Raw genomic sequence first — 19,995 nt, forward strand, 5'->3', positions numbered from 1 at the left:
ATTTTTTCAGACTTTAGATAGAGACCGGTTGTTTTCCTAATATCGTCCGCTAACGGACATCCCCACTGTCCGAAAATGAACACTTACCCCTCTATGAAACCTTCCCGGCCACTTGGCACACTCTTTGCTTTTCTGTTTGCGACAATTTTAAAGATTGAACATGAAAAAGAATATTTTACTTGCAGTTTGTTTTTTGATGCCGTTGGCAACCATGGCGCAGAATGATACTTTGGGACATGAACGCAATATTACGCTGTCGGAGGCCATTGTACTGGCCCGTACGCAGTCTGTGGATGCTGCTGTGGCATTGAATGAATTGAAAACCGCGTATTGGGAATACCGTACATTCCGTGCGGACTTGTTGCCGGAAGTGAATTTCACCGGTACACTACCCAACTATAACAAGTCCTACAGTACCTACCAGAATTCCGACGGCTCCTATAGCTTTGTCCGCAACAATACACTGGGGCTGTCCGGCCAGCTTTCGGTAGACCAGAACATTTGGTTTACGGGGGGTAAGCTGTCACTGACTTCTTCGCTGGATTATCTCAAACAACTGGGTTCCGGAGGAGCGAAGCAGTTCATGTCAGTCCCCGTGAGTCTGGAGTTGACGCAACCGGTCTTCGGAGTGAATACCTTGAAGTGGAACCGCCGTATAGAGCCCGTACGCTATGCCGAGGCAAAGGCCGAGTTCATTTCAGCTACGGAAGAGGTGACGATGAAAACCATCACTTATTTCTTTGAGTTGCTGCTGGCCAAAGAATCGCTCGCTACCGCCATGCAGAACAAGACGAATGCCGACCGCCTTTATGAAGTGGCCATAGCCAAACGTAAGATGGGACAGATATCCGAGAATGATTTGCTGCAGCTTAAACTGAATTCATTGCAGGGCAAGGCGGACATGACTGAGGCAGAGAGCAACCTGAATGCAAAAATGTTCCAGCTCCGTTCTTTCCTCGGGGTGTCCGAGCAGGAAAGCTTGAACCCGGTGTTGCCCGCCACTGTTCCTGATATAAAGATGGACTATGACCGCGTGCTGAACAAGGCACTGGAACGCAACTCCTTTGCACAGAACATTCGCCGCCGCCAGCTCGAAGCTGATTATGAAGTGGCAACGGCACGCGGAAACTTGCGCAGCATCGACCTCTTTGCCAGTGTGGGCTATACGGGGCAGAACCATGAATTCTCTTCAGCCTACCGGGACTTGCTTGACAATCAGATTGTGCAGGTAGGCGTCAAGATTCCTATCCTTGACTGGGGCAAGCGCCGCGGCAAGGTAAGGGTGGCAAAGAGCAACCGTGAAGTGGTCTTGTCCAGAATCCGTCAGGAACAGATGGACTTTAACCAGGACATCTTTTTGCTGGTGGCTAACTTCAACAACCAGGCGCAACAGCTGGACATAGCCGAAGAGGCGGATGTCATTGCTGAGAAGCGTTACAAGACTAGTGTAGAGACCTTTATGATAGGTAAAATCAGCACCCTGGACCTGAACGATGCACAGAACTCTAAAGACGAAGCCCGTCAAAAGCATATTTCAGAGCTGTACTACTATTGGTATTACTTCTATCAGCTCCGCAGCTTGACCCTTTGGGATTTTGAACGCGATACGGAATTGGAAGCTGATTTTGAAGAGGTGGTAAGAGGATAAGTCGACGGGTTGCAAGTGATAAGTTATGAATTATTTGCCGGTAAAAGTACCGTATATGCGATATTATAGGTAAATAACTTATAACTTATCATTCATAACTCTGCTTTTTTACTTATTTTTGCGGGAAACAAACTACAATTTTTATGATACTGATAATAGACGACGATAGTGCTGTGCGCTCTTCCCTCAGCTTTATGCTGAAGCGTGCCGGATATGAGGTGAAAACGGCTCCGGGTCCTCGCGAAGCTATGGATATAGTTAGGGCCGAAGCTCCCGCTTTGATTTTGATGGATATGAACTTCACTCTTTCCACTACCGGAGAAGAGGGACTTACCTTATTGAAGCAGGTAAAGGTGTTCCGTCCCGATGTGCCCGTTATTTTGATGACGGCATGGGGAAGTATCCAGCTTGCCGTGCAGGGTATGCAGGCCGGCGCATTCGATTTCATAACTAAGCCTTGGAACAATGCTGCTCTTTTGCAGCGCATCGAGACGGCCCTTGAGCTTACGGCCGCCCCGAAAGAGGTGCCGGAAGAGCAGACTACCGCATTGAATCGCAGCCATATTATAGGTAAGTCCAAAGGGCTGATGGAAGTGCTGAACACAGTGGCTCGCATAGCCCGTACCAATGCTTCGGTGCTGATTACGGGCGAAAGCGGAACGGGCAAGGAGCTGATTGCCGAAGCCATCCATATCAACAGCCAACGCGTGAAGCAGCCCTTTGTCAAGGTGAACCTCGGCGGTATCTCGCAGAGCTTGTTCGAGAGCGAGATGTTCGGCCATAAGAAAGGGGCGTTTACCGATGCCAGCGCCGACCGTATAGGGCGTTTTGAAATGGCAAATAAAGGTACTATCTTCCTCGACGAGATTGGTGACCTCGACCCTTCCTGCCAGGTGAAACTGCTGCGCGTGCTTCAAGACCAGACATTCGAAGTGCTGGGCGATAGCCGTCCCCGCAAAGTCGATGTGCGCGTTGTGTCCGCCACTAATGCAGACCTCCGCAAGATGGTGTCCGAACGTACTTTCCGTGAAGACCTTTTTTACCGTATCAACCTGATTACCGTAAAACTGCCCTCCTTGCGGGAGCGCCGTGAAGATATTCCTTTGCTGGCACGTCACTTTGCCGACCGTCAGGCAGAGGTGAACGGCTTGCCGCGTACGGATTTCTCGGCCGACGCTCTGAATTTCCTTTCCCGCCTGCCTTATCCGGGCAACATTCGTGAGTTGAAGAATCTGGTGGAGCGTACCATTCTGGTCAGCGGCAAGCCGGTGCTGGATGCCGCGGATTTCGATGCCCAATATCTGCGTCACGACGAACCGGCCAAAGCTGCCGAAGGTAGTTCTTTTGCAGGTATGACCTTGGATGAAATAGAGCGGCAGACTATCTTGCAGGCGTTGGAACAGCATAAAGGGAATCTCAGTCAAGTGGCAGTGTCATTAGGCATCAGCCGCGCTGCGCTTTACAGACGTTTAGAAAAATATAATATTCAAGTCCCGTGCGCATAAAATTCTTTTTCTTCATACTTGTCCTTTTTCTGCTCGGTCTGGGTGGAATGCTGGTATATTTGCTGAGTGGGAAGCCGCTTTTGTATCTGTACGTATTGGAGGGGATCATCGGGTTTATCCTTATCTATCTGATAGTATTCTATAATAAGATAGTGAAGCCGATGAACACCATAGGCAGCGGTATGGAGTTGCTGCGCGAGCAGGATTTCAGTAGTCGTCTCAGCCGGGTAGGGCAGTACGAAGCAGACCGCATTGTGAATATCTTTAACCGAATGATGGAGCAGCTCAAGAATGAACGGTTGCGCATGCGCGAGCAGAATCACTTCTTGGATTTGTTGATTCAGGCATCTCCAATGGGGGTTGTTATCCTGACAATGGACGATGAAGTGTCGCAACTGAATCCGATGGCGGTAAAGATGCTCGGTGTCCGTATGGAGGAGGCGATGGCAAAGCGGCTGGACCAGATGGACTCCCCGTTGGCTGCCGAACTTTCGTCCATTCCCAAAGACGAGACGGCAGTGGTCCGTCTCAATGACGCGAATATTTATAAATGCACCCATTCTTCTTTTATTGACAGAGGGTTCAAACATCCTTTTTTCTTGATAGAGCGTATGACAGAAGAAGTGATGCGTGCCGAGAAGCGTGCCTATGAAAAGGTAATCCGCATGATAGCTCATGAAGTGAACAATACCACTGCGGGCATCACTTCCACACTCGATACAGTGGAGCAGGCACTTTCTACAGAAGATGATATGGAGGACATCTGCGACGTGATGCGCGTCTGTACGGAGCGTTGTTTCTCGATGAGCCGTTTCATTACCCGTTTTGCAGATGTGGTAAAGATACCCGAACCTACCCTGGCACCCGTCCAGCTGAATGAGTTGGTGTCCATGTGCAAGCGTTTCATGGAAGGAATGTGCAATGACCGCAATATAGAGCTACGTCTGGAATGCGACCCGGAGGTGGGAATGGTGCGTATGGATGCTTCTCTTTTTGAGCAGGTGCTTGTGAATATCATCAAGAATGCCGCCGAAAGTATAGAGGGGGACGCCGGAGAAAACGGACAGCAAGGTGAGATAATAGTAAGGACCACTGCCCCCGCTTCTGTCGAAGTCGTTGACAATGGTCCGGGGATAAGTAAAGAGACCGAAGCTAAACTCTTCAGTCCCTTCTTTTCCACCAAGCCGAACGGGCAGGGAATTGGCCTGGTGTTTATCCGGGAAGTTTTGAGCCGTCATGGTTGCACGTTCTCCCTACGTACCTACAACGATGGATTGACCCGCTTCCGTATACTATTTAATTGAAATTTGAAAGTTTTACCTTTCACCTTTCAATTTTCAATTTTTACCTTTCGCCTTTCCATTTTTAAAGAATTCTTTTGCATACTCCTCCAGTATCTTTTTGATGCCTTGGCCGATGGTTGCATAGTCTTTCTCGTCCAGATTGGCGAGTGAGGCGCGCACGCTCCATTCGGGGCCGTCAAAACCACCGCCGTTCAGCAGCACCAGAGAGGTTTCTTTGGCAAGGCGGAAGACTACGTTCAGCGGGCTGTAGGTGCGTTTCAGATATTCTACAAAGTCGTCCCCATAGAACTTCTTTGCCCAAACCAGCATGTCGATTTCTGTATAATAACCTACGCGCAACGGGTCTTCCGTCAGCGTGAAACCGGTATTCTCCCAAAGGGCATGCAATCGGCGGTGGATAATCTCCTGCATCTTTTGCTTGTATTTGTTTTCCTTGTCCAGCAGGGCAAAGGCGGCGAAAAGGCCCATCTGCATCTGTTGTGGCAATGACAGTCCGGCGGTATGGTTCAGTGCCACCTGACGGCTGTCGGCAACCATACGGTCGATAAACTTCAGTCTTTCAGGTTCCAGAGTGAGGGTGGAGTAGCGGTGGTGCAGAATCTCCCGTTTCTCTTTCGGCAGTTTGGCTATCAGCTTGTCGAACAGGTTGAATTCGTGCAGGGCAATGACCGCATTGCGCCATCCGGTGGCACCGAAGTATTTGGAGAATGAATAGACGCAAAGCGTATTGTAGGGAATTTCTGCCATGAACGAACGGAAGTGCGGACTGAATGTACCGTATACGTCGTCTGTAATAATCATCAGATTAGGGTTGTCATTTCTGACGATGCTCACGATGCGCGCCATTGTATCCGGACTGAGTGTGTAGCTGGGCGGATTACTGGGATTGGTGACAAAGAGGGCCTTGATTTTAGGGCTTTTCAAGCGGTCTATGTCTTCGTCGCTGTACTGCCAGAGGTGCATCCCTTCGCTATTCATGCGGTTGGCATGTATTTTGGTCACTCGAAACTGGTAGCGGCTGAGTTGTGGGATTTCAATATAGGGGGTAAAGGCAGGAACCATGAGGACGATGCCGTCCCCTTTGTTCAGCAGGAAGTTTTCCTGCAGGGAGTCGAAGATGTAGCACATGGCGGCTGTTCCACCTTCGGTGGCAAACAGGTCATAGGCACCCCGGGGAGGACGGTTGTCGCACATCTCTTGCGAAAGGTAATCTTGCACAAGGATTTCCGTAAAATGAAGGATGCGGTCGGGCACGGGATACTGATCGCCTACAATGCTTTCGGCCCATTCGTGTACAAGGCTGTCGGGGTCGGCGGCATGCTGCATCAGCAGGTAGTTGTAGGTTTGTTCCAGCAATTTGGCGCCCGGTACGTTATTGTTCTTTTTCAGGAAGGCTTCGAAGTGGGAGGCAATGCCTTTTTTTTCGGGGATGCCTGCAATGCCCTCGGGCAAATCCATGATGCGACGGCACTCTTCCAAGCCGAAGCTTCCCAATAGGAAAAAGGCCTCGCGTGGAGCGGTTGCAATCCAGTTGGGGTTGCCGCGCCCTGCGTTCAGCATGGTACGGGCGGTTTTCTTCAGACTTTCGTCTGCCATGTCTATCAGGCGGTTCTTCAGTTCGAAAGGACTGATAGATTCCATTTTCTTTTCTAAAAGTTTTGTATCCATAAGCTCAAGTTTAGGTTCGTTATTTATTGTTTTCAGTCATTCGGTGAATAATCTTTGTTCATGTGGCATACTATTTCTTTCCTTGCTTGAAATTAATCGTCCGATATATGTTTCCTTTTCGTCCGACAGTTGTTGAATCATCGTCCGACAACTGTTGAATTATCGTCCGACAGCTGTCGGATGAATAGCTATTAGTGAATGGGTATATAGTCGCTTGCATTTCCGGCAATAATTCTTTGAATGCTCTGGATTAGTAAGCATTGGTACAGAATCGTCTTATATTAGCAAAACGATGACTACACCCCATATTATTAATAAGGTATTGCCCACGGCATAGGTCACGGTGTATCCCAGAGCAGGCGTTTCGCTCTCAACGGCATCCTGCACCGCGCCTAAAGCGGCCGTAGTGGTACGTGCCCCTGCGCAGACGCCCAAAGCCAGTGCCGGATGGAACTTGAAAACATACCTTGCCAGCAGCAAGCCGATAATCAGCGGCAGGGTGGTGGCTGCTGCTCCCACCAGAAACAGGCTGATACCTACGTCGTGGAAGCCCTGCACGAAACTGGGACCTGCCGAAATGCCCACTACCGCGATGAACATGTTCAGACCGACATTGTTCAACACCCATTGTGAAGGTTCGGGAATGCGCCCGAAGGTGGGGTGCTTACTGCGGAGCCAGCCGAAGAACAAGCCCGCAATCAATGCGCCGCCGCTTGTGCTCAAGCTGATGGGGATGCCGCCGATATGGACGGAAAGTGCTCCGAACAAACCTCCGACAAGGATACCCAGGCCTACGAATATCATATCCGTCTGGTTGGTAGGACGGTCTATATACCCTAGACGTTTGGCTGCTGCTTCCACTTCCTGCCTGGTACCTACCACTTCGATGACGTCGCCGGCATCTACTACCGTTTGTGCCAGCACGGGAATGGATATTCCGGCGCGCTTGATGCTCCGGATACTGACACCGTGCATGAACTTTTCCCTTCGGATAGCTGCAACCGTCTTGCCGGCAACCGTCTTGCGTGTGATTGTAACCGGTAACTTTTCGGCAGGAAAATCCAGGAGCTGGGCATCTTGTACTTCCGGCCCTATCCAGCTTTCTTCGCCTATGATGTATTCGCGGCGTCCGCTTAGCACTACTTCGTCTCCCGGCTCTATCTGTATGTTCATGCTGACTTCCACCACAACTCCGGATTTGCGGAGGCGTTCCACAAATAGACGTTTGTCGTGCTGCCGGAAGTAGACTTCCAGGTCAATCACCCGCTTTCCATTCTTGAACCACTCGTTTTCGACCCGGTAGGCACGGAAAGTGACGGGGCGTGCCGCCGGCATGAATCCCGGTTCGTCAGCCAGAGAGCTGCCCATCTTCGCCTCCAGCTCCTTGCAGGCGGCTTTCACCTTTTCCAGCCCGCCCAGCATCTTGGGACCGATGGATGATAGGACCCATGCCGAGCCTGCCGTACCGAAAATGTAGGTGACGGCGTAGGATACGGGAATGATGTTGACGTAACTTTGTCGTTGGGCCTCGTCCAGTCCCATATTGGCCATGGTGTCTTCTGCCACTCCGATGACGGCGGAGATGGTTTGCGAACCGGCCAGCAGTCCGGCAGCTTCACCGGCATTGTAGCCCATCATCAGGGCCAGCAGCCAGGTCACTAACAGTACGGATACACACATCAGTACGGCAAAGCCCACTTGGGGCAATCCGTCCTTTTTCAGTCCGCGGAAGAACTGGGGACCCACTTTATAGCCCACGGCAAAAAGGAAAAGCAGAAAAAATACCGACTTTATCGGACCCGGTACGGCTATGTTCAGTTGCCCTACCAGTACGCCTACAAGCAGTACACTGGTCACTGTGCCCAGCGTAAACTTACCGATACGCAGTTTCCCCAGCCAGAATCCCAGGAATATAGTGAGGAAAATGGCAAGTTCGGGGCGTTCCCTGAGCTGGTTGAAAATCCATTCCATAATCAAGTTGTTTAGGTTATATATTGGTTGTTCCGATGCTTTCTGGAGCGTCGTTTCGCTATACAACGGCTTTTAACGGGAAGTGTTTTATACAAAAGGAGTTTTTTAGAACATTTATTCCGTAAAACCGAACTTTAAGAAAAAGTTTTCTTCCGTACCTTTGCCATCCAAATTAGGTAAAACAAGGTATGAAGTTGTTTTTTAGGGTATTTCTGCTTATCCAGCTGGTTACTCTTCCATTGAGAGCACAATATATGGTGCAAGGCGTTGTCACCGATTCGTTGACGAAGGAGCCATTGCCTTATACGTCAGTTTATCTGAAAGGAACTACGGAGGGAGGGATGACGGACAATAACGGCCGTTTTTCCTTCAAGACCTATCGCCCGGAGGCCACGCTGGTCATTTCGGCCGTGGGATATAATGAATATGTCCGGCTGATTCATCCTGCAAAGTCTTCTAAGTTCAATATAGCCCTTTCGCCAGCCACTTATGCACTGGATGAGGTGGTGGTGAAGCCGAAGCGTGAACGGTATAAGAAAAAGGATAATCCCGCAGTGGAGTTTGTACGCAAGATGATAGAGCATCGGGATGACTACTCGCCCGACGAACGCGACTTCTGGAAACGTGACCGCTATGAAAAGATGACTTTTGCTATCAATAACTTCGACAGCTTGAAGCAACAGAAGTGGCTTTACCGTAAGTTCAAGTTCCTGACGGATTATGTCGATACCTCTGCCGTTACCGGCAGGCCGGTACTGGCCATCTCCAACCGTGAGTTGCTTGCCACAGACTATTACCGCAAGTCTCCGCATAGCCGGAAACAGTGGGTCACCGCCCGCAGGCAGGCAGGAGTGGACGAGATGCTTTCCCAGCAGGGTATGGAGCAGGCTATCAGTGTCACCATGACCGATGTAGACCTTTATGAGAACAACATCACCTTGTTCACCAATAAGTTTGTCAGTCCGCTATCCTCCCTTGGGCCGTCTTTCTACAAATATTATCTGATGGATACGCTTACCGTTGCCGGAAAGCCTTGTGTTGACTTGACATTTGTCCCTTTCAACTCCGAGTCGTTCGGTTTTACGGGACATTTGTACGTCATGCTGGACAGTACCTATTTTGTAAAGCGTGCCGTCATGAACTTTCCTCAGAAAATAAATCTGAACTTTGTGGACTACATGAAGATTGAACAGAATTTTGACCGCGCGGAGGACGGTACGAGGCAGTTGCTCAATGAGAGTATCACTACGGAGTTCAAGTTGGTGGACAATAGTGACGGTATTTATGCCAAGCGGGATGTGTATTACAGAAATTATCAGTATGAACCGGATGACAAGGCTCTGCAGGCTTTCCGAAAACCGGAAAAGGTGATTGAAGAGACATCGGCTTCCGGCTATTCGGAAGCATATTGGGATGCCAACCGCCAGGTGGAGGTCAGCAAGAAAGAGACTTCGGTGGACAAGATGATGGCCCAGTTGCGCAGCTATCCCGTTTATTTCTGGACGGAGAAAGTGTTGAAGGTGCTGTTCACGGGGTATATTCCCGCTCCGAAGGAAAAAGAACCTTTGTTCTATATCGGTATGATGAATACCACTATCAGCGGAAATACATTGGAAGGGGTGCGCTTGCGTGCCGGCGGTATGACGACGGCATGGCTCAATCCGCATTTGTTCGGCAGGGGCTATATGGCATACGGTTTTCGCGACCATCGTGTAAAGGGACTCGCCGAACTGGAGTATTCTTTTCATAGGAAGAAGGAATATGCCAATGAATTTCCTATACATTCGTTGAAGCTCCGTTACTTGTCAGATGTCAATCAATATGGACAACACTATCTTTATACCAGTCAGGACAATGTTTTTCTTGCTTTGAAACGTCAGAAGGATGACCGTATCGGTTATCAGCGGAAGGCGGAACTGACCTATACCAATGAGTTCCATTCCGGTTTTTCCGTACAGATGACGACGCGTCTGCGTAAAGATGAATCATCCCATCTGATTCCTTTCGTCAAGCAGGACGACCATAATACGTATGTAAAAAGTATTTCGACCAGTGAACTGGAATTGAAGCTGCGCTATGCTCCCAACGAGAAATTCTTCCAGACCCAATGGAACCGTTTCCCCGTTTCGCTGGATGCTCCGGTCTTTTCGCTTACACATACCATGGCTGCCAAAGGGGTACTGGGAGGAGACTATACCTATCACTATACGGAAGCGGGTTTTCAAAAGCGTTTCTGGTTCTCGGCATTCGGTTATACGGACGTTATCCTGAAGGCCGGGAAAGTATGGAACAAGGTTCCTTTCCCTTTGCTCGTCATTCCCAACGCGAACTTGTCCTATACCATACAGCCCGAGTCCTATTCACTGATGAATGCCATGGAATTCATGAACGATGAATACGCTTCCTGGGATGTGACCTATTACTTGAACGGCTGGCTCTTCAACCGTATTCCTTTGTTGAAAAAGTTGAAATGGCGTGAAGTACTTTCCTGCCGCGGCTTGTATGGGAATTTGAGTGATAAGAATAATCCGGCTTTTCAGCAGGATTTGTTCCGTTTTCCTGCTGGAAGTACCACCATGGGACATACGCCATACGTAGAGGCAGGTGTAGGCATTGAAAATATTTTCAAGGTGTTGCGTGTCGATTATGTATGGCGTCTGACTTACCGAAATTTACCGGATGTAGACAAATCCGGGCTCAGAATCAGTCTACACATGACATTTTAACTTAAATCTTACTAATAGGACATTAAATCGGATAAAATGACTAATCCCAATTGAGTAAAATACCCTAAATTTGAGCAATTTTTTAAACTCTAAATAATACAATGGCAATGAAAGAAAACATTAAGCCGGCAACCGGACGCTTGGGCGTGCTGGTAGTCGGAGTAGGTGGTGCGGTTGCAACCACCATGATTACCGGTACATTAGCTGCTCGCAAGGGCTTGGCAAAAGCTATAGGCTCAATCACACAAATGGCTGCTATGCGCATGCAGGATGGCAAGGAAAAACTTATCAAAGACATAGTGCCTTTGGCTGATTTGAATGATATCGTTTTCGGCGGTTGGGACATTTTCCCGGACAACGCCTACGAAGCTGCTATGTATGCCGAGGTTTTGAAAGAGAAAGACTTGAATTTGGTAAAAGACGAACTGCAAGCCATCAAGCCGATGCCTGCTGCATTCGACCACAATTTTGCAAAACGTTTGAACGGTACGCATATTAAGAAGGCTGCTACTCGCTGGGAAATGACAGAGCAGTTGCGTGAGGATATCCGTAACTTCAAGGCAGCCAATAACTGCGAGCGTATTGCTGTGCTGTGGGCTGCAAGTACCGAAATATATATTCCGCTGTCCAAGGAGCACGAATCTCTCGCTGCTTTGGAACAGGCAATGAAGGAAAACAATACTGAAGTCATCTCTCCGAGTATGTGCTATGCATACGCTGCCATTGCAGAAGGCGCTCCGTTTATTATGGGTGCTCCTAATCTGTGTGTGGATACTCCAGCCATGTGGGAATTCTCCAAGAAAATGAATGTGCCCATTTCCGGTAAGGACTTCAAGAGTGGCCAGACTTTGATGAAGACGGTGCTTGCTCCGATGTTCAAGACCCGTATGTTGGGTGTAAGCGGCTGGTTCTCTACGAATATTCTGGGTAACCGTGACGGCGAGGTACTCGACCAACCGGAGAACTTCAAGACAAAAGAGGTCAGCAAGCTGTCTGTTATCGACAATATCTTCGAACCGGAGAAATATCCTGACTTGTACGGTGATGTTTATCATAAGGTACGCATTAACTACTATCCTCCTCGTAAGGATAACAAGGAAGCATGGGACAACATCGATATTTTCGGCTGGATGGGCTATCCGATGGAAATCAAGGTTAACTTCCTGTGCCGTGACTCCATTCTTGCTGCTCCCATCGCGCTCGACTTGGTTATTTTCAGTGATTTGGCATTGCGTGCAGGTATGTGCGGCATCCAGACGTGGCTGTCCTTCTTCTGCAAGAGCCCGATGCACGATTTCGAGCATGAGCCGGTACACGATTTGTTCCAGCAATGGCGCATGGTGAAAGAGACTCTCCGCAATATGGTGGGTGAGACAGCACCGAGTTATCTGGATTAAAAAAACAGTGATAAGGTGATAAAAATAAGGTGGTAAGGTGATAGAGTGATAGCACTTTACCACTTTATCACTTTTATTACTTTATTGCATTTATCACTTTACCGTTTTTATCGCATTTATCACCTCATTACTTTTTTGATGAAGAAACCCTCCCTCCTCCCAGTCATTATCGGTACGGGCTTTGGCTCGGGCTTTTCTCCTTTTGCACCCGGCACTGCGGGAGCTTTGCTGGCTACGCTTATCTGGTTCGGGTTGTCTTATCTGGTTTCAAGTGTCTGCCTTTTGTGGCTGACAGTAGCATTGATTTTGGTATTTACACTTGCCGGTATCTGGGCTGCCAACCGCCTGGAGGTATCTTGGGGCGAAGACCCTTCGCGCGTGGTGGTCGATGAAATGGTCGGTGTGTGGATTGCTTTGCTTGCAGCGCCTGCCGGACACGTATGGTATGCGTTGGGAGCGTTTGTCTTGTTCCGCTTGTTTGATATATTCAAGCCCTTGGGCATTCGCCGTATGGAAAGTCTGCCGGGTGGAATCGGGGTAATGATGGACGATATTCTGTCCGGAGTCTACGGATTTATAATTTTGATTGTGGCAAGATGGATAATCAGTTGAAATCAAATGGCAAAGGTGTGTCGTGGCGCCATTCTGTCTGGATCTTCTTCAAGGCCCAGATTTCTGCGCAATTCGCAAGCTTTGTCGATTTTCTGGTGACTATCCTTCTGGTAAAGGCTTTTGCTGTTTTTTATCTTTATGCCACATTCACGGGTTCCGTGGTAGGAGGCATTGTAAACTGTGCCATTAATTACGGATGGGTGTTCCATGCCGAAGACTGTAAGAAAACGCATGTTGCCGTGAAATATCTCTTTGTCTGGGGAGGCAGCATTATACTGAATACCTGGGGCACTTTTGCACTGACCGAGTGGCTTACGGGCATGACATGGGTCAATGGGCTGTTGGGATATTATATAGACAATGTATTTATTCTGTCAAAGATAATAGTAGCAGTGCTGGTAGCTTTTTTTTGGAACTACCATCTGCAACGTTTTTTCGTTTATCGTAATCACAATATAAAAGGCTTTCTGAAACATTATTTAGAGAACAAAAAAGACGAATATGAATTATAGAGATTGGTTGCAGCAGGTGATATACAAGATTATCAATCCTGTGGTGCATGGTATGATTAGAATTGGCATTACGCCTAACTTTATTACGACTACGGGGCTGGTGCTGAATATCGTGGCGGCTGCCTTGTTTGTGTATGCCGGGGTGTACAAGAGTGGTGAACTGGCCTATGTAGGCTGGGGAGGCGGTATTGTGCTCTTTGCCGGGTTGTTTGACATGATGGACGGACGTGTGGCACGCGTGGGTAAAATGAGTTCTACTTTCGGTGCGCTCTACGACTCCGTACTCGACCGTTACAGCGAGCTCGTGACATTGTTCGGCATCTTCTATTACCTGATGCTGCAAGGCTATTTGTGGGGCTCCATCATTACATTCATTGCGCTGATAGGTTCGCTGATGGTGAGTTACGTGCGTGCCCGTGCCGAAGGTTTGGGGCTGGAGTGTAAAGTGGGTTTCATGCAGCGCCCCGAACGCGTTGTGCTGACTGCCCTCGGTGCCATGTTCTGCGGTATCTTTGGTGATTGTACTTTATTCGACCCGATGCTGATACTGATTGTGCCTATGGCAGTGATTGCAATATTGGCGAATTTGACGGCATTTGCCCGCTTGGCGCATTGCTATAAACTACTGAAAGACAAGGAATGAAAAATAGTTTGTTTCCCTCTGTGAGAGAGGCGGTGCTGGTGATTGTCATCACAGCGTTTTTCCTGATTCTGACAGCGGTCTGTATCGGGCTTCGTCCGGAACATTTCCTGATGGCGGGTGTATTTTTGGTATTGTTCTTTGCCGGACAGATAACCCGTAAGTTGGCAGTGGCGCTGTTGCCGTTTTTCATATTCGGCATTTCGTATGACTGGATGCGCGTATATCCCAATTACCAGGTGAATCCCATTGATGTAAAAGGACTTTATGAGGCAGAAAAATCCCTTTTTGGCTTGTCTGTAGACGGTGCTGTCCTTATCCCTTGTGAGTATTTTGCTTTGAACCATTGTCCTGTTGCCGATTTCTTTGCCGGGATATTCTACCTCTGTTGGGTACCGGTTCCCATTGCATTCGGGTTGTGGCTCTATCTGAAGGGTGACCGTAAGGTATATCTTCGTTTTGCGATGGTGTTCCTGCTGGTTAATCTCATCGGTTTTGCCGGCTATTACATCCATCCCGCTGCTCCGCCCTGGTATGCCATGAATTATGGTTTCGAGCCGATACTCGACACTCCGGGCAATGTGGCAGGCTTAGGGCGCTTTGACGAATTGCTGGGATGTTCCATCTTCAACTCCATTTACGGAAGGAATGCCAATGTATTTGCAGCAGTGCCCTCGCTCCATGCCGCCTATATGGTGGTGGCTTTGGCTTACGCGGTTATGGACCGCAGCAAAAAGTGGTTGATAGCGTTGTTTGCGGTGATTATGGTCGGTATCTGGTGGACGGCTGTCTATTCGGGACACCATTATCTGATTGATGTGATGCTGGGCATCTCTTGTGCATTGCTGGGTATTTTTGTTTTTGAGAAAGGACTGATGAAGTGGGGAGCGTTCGGACGCTTCTTTGAAAGATACAGTCGATACATTAAATAAGGTATACAATGAATAATTTTGTTTTTTATAGTCCTACAGAGTTTGTCTTTGGCAAGAATACTGAAGTGCAAGTCGGTGCATTGGCGCGTAAGTATGGTGCACAAAAAGTGATGATAGTATATGGAGGCGGTTCTGTTGTACGGAGTGGTCTGCTGGATAGAGTGAAGCAATCCTTGCAGGAAGCCGGTGTGGCTTATTGCGAAATGGGAGGTGTCCAGCCCAATCCCATTGACGGGAAGGTATACGAAGGTATTCAGCTTTGCTGTCGTGAGCAGGTGGATATGATGCTTCCTGTGGGAGGTGGTTCGGTCATAGATACGGCAAAGGCCATTGCTGCCGGAGCCCTCTATGATGGTGACTTTTGGGATTTCTTTATCGGTCGTGCCAAGGTGGAGAAAGCGTTGAAAGTAGCCGTGGTGCTGACTATCCCGGCTGCCGGAAGCGAAGGTTCGGGCAATACGGTAATTACCAAGACAGAGACACTCCAAAAACTGGGGCTCTGTGCCCCCGAGCATTTGCGTCCCGTATTTTCCATCATGAATCCTGAACTGACCTACACTCTCCCAGCTTATCAGACGGCTTGTGGTATTGCCGACATGATGGCTCACATCATGGAGCGTTATTTCACAAATACACCGGATGTGGAAATCAGCGACCGGCTTTGCGAAGGCACCTTGACAGCTATCATTAAAGAAGCTTACCGGGTGAAACAGCAACCGGACAACTATGCCGCGCGTGCCAACATTATGTGGTGTGGCACTGTGGCGCATAACGGAACTTGTGGGGTAGGGCGTGAGGAAGACTGGGCATCCCATGCACTGGAACATGAAATCAGTGCTATCTATAATGTAGCCCACGGTGCCGGCTTAGCTGTAATCTTCCCTGCCTGGATGGCTTTTATGGCAGAACATAATCCGGCAAAGATAGCCCAGTTTGCCCACCGCGTTTTTGATATACCCAAGTCCGAAGATTTGGAAGAGATGGCTTTGGCTGGTACCGCCCGCCTGAAACACTTTTTCCGTTACATGGGCTTGCCGGTTAGCTTTAAGGAGTTGGGCATCGAGCATCCCGATATAGACCGTATGCTCGTCAGTCTGCAGCGCAATAAAGGCGAACTGCTTGGCAACTACGTGAAGCTGACCATGACTGATTGCAGGGAAATCTATCGTTTGGCTTTATAGCGGAAGGCATGTTTGGGGAGAGCTCCCCCAAAGCAAGAGATAAAAAAGACGGCGAAGATAAATACCCTTCGCCGTCTTTTTTATTTGATTTCGATTTCTTCCTTCATGTCTATCTCTTCCCCTTGCAGGTCGTAGAATACATATTCCAGGAATGCTAATTTCTGGTTTGGAATAATCTTGATACCGAATCCGTACTTCATCTGCCACTTCCGTTTCAGGGAGACGAGTCCCTGATTGACGTAGGCTGCGATGTACGGGTGGATGTGTAACGAGAATTTCTTTATCTTCAATTTGTTGACCAGGTAGTCAATCTTACTCTCTAAGGTGTCCGTAAAGAGGATGGACGATTTGATGGTGCCTTTACCGAAGCAGGTGGGGCAGGTTTCCGTCGTATTTACATCCATAGCCGGGCGTACACGCTGGCGTGTAATCTGCATCAGTCCGAATTTACTGAGCGGCAGGATGTTGTGACGTGCTCTGTCTTTCTGCATGTTGGCACACATACGTTCGTAAAGCTTCTGTCGGTTTTCGGCTTCATTCATGTCGATGAAGTCCACCACGATGATACCACCCATATCCCTTAGTCTGAGCTGGCGTGCCAGTTCGTCGGCTGCACCCAGATTCACTTCCAGTGCGTTGGCCTCCTGCCCGTTGGCATTCTTGGTGCGGTTACCGCTGTTCACGTCTACTACGTGAAGCGCCTCAGTATGCTCAATAATCAGGTAGGCACCACTTTTGTATGAAATGGTCTTGCCGAATGACGACTTGATTTGTTTGGTGATACCAAAATTGTCGTAAATGGGGAGTTGACCTTTGTACAGCTTCACGATTCCTGCCCGTTCAGGGGCGATGAGGGTTACGTAATCCTTGATTTCGTGGTACACAGCCTCGTTGTTCACGTGGATGTTTTCGAAGGAAGGATTGAACAAGTCGCGCAACAGTCCTACGGCACGGCTGGTTTCTTCGTAAATCAGTGTCGGAAATTTGGTGGCCTTCTGTACTTTTGTAATGGCATCTTCCCAATGTTTCAGTAATACTTTAAGCTCTCCGTCGAGTTCGGCAACACGTTTTCCTTCGGCTACGGTGCGGACGATGACGCCGAAGTTTTTCGGCTTGATACTCATCAGCAGTTGCTTGAGGCGTGCGCGCTCTTCGCTCGATTTAATTTTTTGTGATACGGAAACCTTGTCATTGAAGGGAATCAGCACGAGGTATCTTCCGGCAAAGGAAAGTTCGGAAGTCAGTCGCGGCCCTTTGGTAGAGATAGGTTCCTTGACAATTTGCACCACTACTTCTTGTCCCACCTTGAGTGTGTTGGAAACCGTTCCGTCCTTTTCAAGGTCGGGAAGTATGGTTGCTTTGGTAATGGGATTCAGCTTCTTCTTGTCGCTTAAAGTTTGCTTTACGTACTTCTCTAACGAGTTAAATTGAGGACCTAGGTCCAGATAATGAAGAAAAGCATCTTTCTCGTAACCCACGTCCACGAAGCAGGCATTCAGGCCGGGCATCAATTTTTTGACGCGTCCCAAATACATGTTGCCCACCGAGAAGGAGATGTTTCTTCCTTCGCTCTGGAGTTCCACCAGCTGCTTGTCTTCAAGCAGTGCAATGGATACCTCTTTGGGCTGTACGTCTACAACGAGTTCGCTTGTCACAATAATTGGCTTTTAAATGATTCTATTTACTACTTAAACAAAGAACAAACCCGCGAGACATTTTGCTTCACAAGTTTGTTCTTTATTTTGTCCTTCAGACTAAAAATTACTTTTTGCTTTTATGTCTGTTCTTTCTTAGTCTTTTTTTACGCTTGTGCGTAGACATTTTATGTCTTTTTTTCTTCTTTCCGCTTGGCATAGCTTCAAAATTTTTATGGGTTAATACTATTGTTTATTATTTCTTCACTGAGAGGGTGAACGTTTTTGCAGGCTTAAATGCCGGAATGTTATGTTCCGGAATGATTATTGTAGTGTTCTTGGAGATGTTGCGTGCAGTTTTCTGAGCTCTTTTCTTCACTACAAAACTACCAAACCCGCGGAGGTAAACATTTTCATCTTTGGATAAAGATGCCTTTACTGCGTCCATGAATGCTTCAACGGTTGTAAGTACGGTTGTCTTATCAATTCCGGTGTTCTTTGTAATTTCGTTTACAATATCAGCTTTAGTCATTTTTCTTTAAAAAAAATATTATTACTATAGTTTTCCTAATTTTTTGGACTGCAAATATATAGCTTTTCCGTGGCTCTAAAAAATATATTTCGGACAATTTTCTAAAAAAGTCTTGGCATTAAGCTTTGTTAGGCTGAAAATGAAGTATTTTTGCAGCATGAATATTTTTAGCGGAACATTGTTGGATTGGTATGCGGAGAACAAACGCGACCTTCCGTGGCGAAATACCACGGACCCTTATCTGATATGGATTTCTGAAATCATCTTACAACAGACAAGAGTGGCGCAGGGTTATGAGTACTTTTTGCGTTTCATAAAACGCTTCCCGGATGTGGCGTCGCTGGCTGCTGCGTCCGAGGACGAAGTGATGAAATATTGGCAGGGCCTGGGGTACTATTCCCGTGCCCGCAACCTGCATGCCGCAGCCAAAAGCATGAAGGGTACATTTCCAAAAAACTATGCAGAGGTGCGTGCTTTGAAGGGGGTAGGGGATTATACGGCAGCGGCCATCTGTTCTTTTGCCTATGACATGCCTTATGCGGTGGTAGACGGGAATGTATATCGGGTGCTTTCCCGCTATTTCGGCATTGATATTCCCATTGATTCTACCGAAGGGAAAAAAACTTTTACTGCTTTGGCGAGAGAGATGCTCGATAAATCCCGACCGGCAGATTATAACCAAGCGATTATGGACTTCGGAGCCGTGCAGTGTATGCCGCAGTCGCCCAACTGTCTGTTCTGTCCTTTGTCTGGTAGCTGCAGAGCCTTGTTGGAAGGCAAAGTGCAGCAACTGCCCGTGAAGCAGCACAGAACAAAGACTACCAACCGCTATTTTAATTATATATATGTACGTATGGGTGCGCATACTTTGATACATAAGAGGACGGAGAACGATATCTGGAAAAATCTCTTTGAATTGCCTCTAATCGAAACGGAAAAAGATTTATCCGAAGAGGAGTTCCTGGCATGTCCGCAGTTTCATGCACTGTTTGCAGAGGGAGAGGTGCGGATGGTCCGTACACTACTTCGGGGAGTGAAGCATGTATTGTCCCACAGAGTGATTTATACCAATTTCTATGAGGTCACTCTACCCGATAATTCGGGTTCTTTTTCAGGTTACCAGCAGGTTGCGGTCGAAGATTTGGACCGTTATGCGGTGCCTCGGCTGATACATGCTTTCTTGGAGAAATATATATAAAAGTTGTCTGTATTCTTGCATGGTGTGGATATTCTCGTTAATTTTGGCAGCAAATTAATAAAATAGAAGCTTATGTCAGTAAACAAGGTGATATTGTTAGGAAATGTGGGCAGAGACCCGGAAGTGAGATACCTTGACAGTGGGGTGGCGGTAGCTACTTTTTCTTTGGCTACTACAGAAAGAGGATACACTTTGCAGAATGGAACCCAGGTTCCCGACCGCACTGAGTGGCATAATATTGTGCTTTGGCGTGGACTGGCAGAAACTGCCGAAAAATATGTGCATAAAGGAGATAAACTTTACATTGAAGGCAAAATTCGCACTCGCTCGTATGATGACCAGACAGGAGCTAAGCGCTATGTGACTGAAGTTTTTGCAGATACAATGGAAATGTTGACACCTAAAAGTGCATCGGTATCGGGCAATGCGCCGTTTGCGCCGCAAGCCGGAGCGACAGCCCAGCCGCAACAACCGGTACAACCGCAGGCTGCCCCTGCACAAGATAACCCGACGGACGATCTACCGTTCTGATTGT

16 protein-coding genes are annotated in these 19,995 nt (G+C 48.1%); 12 read left to right on the forward strand and 4 right to left on the reverse strand.

Features of this window, described 5'->3' with window-relative positions:
* The first annotated feature begins 160 nt into the window (after positions 1 to 160).
* The 3 genes from EYA81_RS14865 (at position 161) to EYA81_RS14875 (ending at position 4,457) form a co-directional block, all read left to right on the forward strand.
* On the forward strand, positions 161 to 1,648 hold the full coding sequence (locus EYA81_RS14865) for a TolC family protein (protein WP_131225969.1): 1,488 nt from the start codon (positions 161 to 163) through the stop codon (positions 1,646 to 1,648).
* 143 nt (positions 1,649 to 1,791) lie between these two features.
* Positions 1,792 to 3,153, forward strand: coding sequence for a sigma-54 dependent transcriptional regulator (locus EYA81_RS14870; protein ID WP_057088062.1), 1,362 nt, complete (start codon positions 1,792 to 1,794; stop codon positions 3,151 to 3,153).
* Entirely contained in the window at positions 3,144 to 4,457 is a 1,314-nt protein-coding gene (locus tag EYA81_RS14875) for a PAS domain-containing sensor histidine kinase (RefSeq protein ID WP_057088064.1), read from the forward strand. Before EYA81_RS14870 ends, EYA81_RS14875 begins: the two co-directional genes overlap by 10 nt.
* A 33-nt stretch (positions 4,458 to 4,490) precedes the next feature.
* Here the strand turns inward: EYA81_RS14875 and aspD are convergent, their stop codons facing one another.
* Positions 4,491 to 6,125 (reverse strand): aspartate 4-decarboxylase, encoded by a 1,635-nt coding sequence (aspD, locus tag EYA81_RS14880; protein WP_117965497.1) that lies wholly within the window; start codon positions 6,123 to 6,125, stop codon positions 4,491 to 4,493.
* A 276-nt stretch (positions 6,126 to 6,401) separates the two neighbouring features.
* Positions 6,402 to 8,096 carry an aspartate-alanine antiporter gene (gene aspT / locus EYA81_RS14885; RefSeq protein ID WP_119979490.1) on the reverse strand — a complete coding sequence of 565 codons (1,695 nt, stop codon included), beginning with the start codon at positions 8,094 to 8,096 and terminating at the stop codon, positions 6,402 to 6,404.
* A gap of 188 nt (positions 8,097 to 8,284) precedes the next feature.
* Here aspT and EYA81_RS14890 point away from each other — a divergent pair, with 188 nt between their 5' ends.
* From EYA81_RS14890 to EYA81_RS14920, 7 genes are all read left to right on the forward strand, one after another.
* The gene (locus EYA81_RS14890; RefSeq protein WP_117713582.1) at positions 8,285 to 10,822 is read left to right on the forward strand and encodes a DUF5686 and carboxypeptidase-like regulatory domain-containing protein; all 2,538 of its coding nucleotides are present in this window, start codon (positions 8,285 to 8,287) and stop codon (positions 10,820 to 10,822) included.
* Positions 10,823 to 10,929: 107 nt separating this feature from the next.
* Positions 10,930 to 12,219, forward strand: coding sequence for an inositol-3-phosphate synthase (locus EYA81_RS14895; RefSeq protein WP_005835961.1), 1,290 nt, complete (start codon positions 10,930 to 10,932; stop codon positions 12,217 to 12,219).
* A 138-nt stretch (positions 12,220 to 12,357) separates the two neighbouring features.
* Positions 12,358 to 12,831 (forward strand): phosphatidylglycerophosphatase A, encoded by a 474-nt coding sequence (locus tag EYA81_RS14900; protein WP_034523126.1) that lies wholly within the window; start codon positions 12,358 to 12,360, stop codon positions 12,829 to 12,831.
* Entirely contained in the window at positions 12,816 to 13,343 is a 528-nt protein-coding gene (locus tag EYA81_RS14905; protein WP_005826761.1) for a GtrA family protein, read from the forward strand. Before EYA81_RS14900 ends, EYA81_RS14905 begins: the two co-directional genes overlap by 16 nt.
* Positions 13,333 to 13,986: a CDP-alcohol phosphatidyltransferase family protein gene (locus tag EYA81_RS14910; RefSeq protein WP_005826758.1), complete on the forward strand. Its 654-nt coding sequence runs from the start codon at positions 13,333 to 13,335 to the stop codon at positions 13,984 to 13,986. Before EYA81_RS14905 ends, EYA81_RS14910 begins: the two co-directional genes overlap by 11 nt.
* The gene (locus EYA81_RS14915; protein ID WP_009036795.1) at positions 13,983 to 14,915 is read left to right on the forward strand and encodes a phosphatase PAP2 family protein; all 933 of its coding nucleotides are present in this window, start codon (positions 13,983 to 13,985) and stop codon (positions 14,913 to 14,915) included. Before EYA81_RS14910 ends, EYA81_RS14915 begins: the two co-directional genes overlap by 4 nt.
* A gap of 8 nt (positions 14,916 to 14,923) precedes the next feature.
* On the forward strand, positions 14,924 to 16,096 hold the full coding sequence (locus tag EYA81_RS14920) for an iron-containing alcohol dehydrogenase (protein ID WP_009036796.1): 1,173 nt from the start codon (positions 14,924 to 14,926) through the stop codon (positions 16,094 to 16,096).
* Positions 16,097 to 16,176: 80 nt separating this feature from the next.
* Here EYA81_RS14920 and EYA81_RS14925 read toward each other — a convergent pair whose 3' ends face one another.
* Together EYA81_RS14925 and EYA81_RS14930 are read right to left on the reverse strand one after the other, a co-directional pair.
* Positions 16,177 to 17,751 carry an Rne/Rng family ribonuclease gene (locus EYA81_RS14925; RefSeq protein WP_005826752.1) on the reverse strand — a complete coding sequence of 525 codons (1,575 nt, stop codon included), beginning with the start codon at positions 17,749 to 17,751 and terminating at the stop codon, positions 16,177 to 16,179.
* Positions 17,752 to 17,986: 235 nt separating this feature from the next.
* Complete coding sequence (locus tag EYA81_RS14930) at positions 17,987 to 18,262, reverse strand: HU family DNA-binding protein (RefSeq protein WP_005826750.1); 276 nt, start codon at positions 18,260 to 18,262, stop codon at positions 17,987 to 17,989.
* A gap of 157 nt (positions 18,263 to 18,419) precedes the next feature.
* Here EYA81_RS14930 and mutY point away from each other — a divergent pair, with 157 nt between their 5' ends.
* Positions 18,420 to 19,460 carry an A/G-specific adenine glycosylase gene (mutY, locus tag EYA81_RS14935; RefSeq protein WP_117867022.1) on the forward strand — a complete coding sequence of 347 codons (1,041 nt, stop codon included), beginning with the start codon at positions 18,420 to 18,422 and terminating at the stop codon, positions 19,458 to 19,460.
* Between the two features lie 72 nt (positions 19,461 to 19,532).
* Positions 19,533 to 19,991: a single-stranded DNA-binding protein gene (locus EYA81_RS14940; protein WP_117867008.1), complete on the forward strand. Its 459-nt coding sequence runs from the start codon at positions 19,533 to 19,535 to the stop codon at positions 19,989 to 19,991.
* Positions 19,992 to 19,995 lie beyond the last annotated feature (4 nt).

Source organism: Bacteroides sp. A1C1 (genome assembly GCF_004328515.1).
GTDB classification, from domain to species: Bacteria; Bacteroidota; Bacteroidia; order Bacteroidales; family Bacteroidaceae; genus Bacteroides; species Bacteroides uniformis.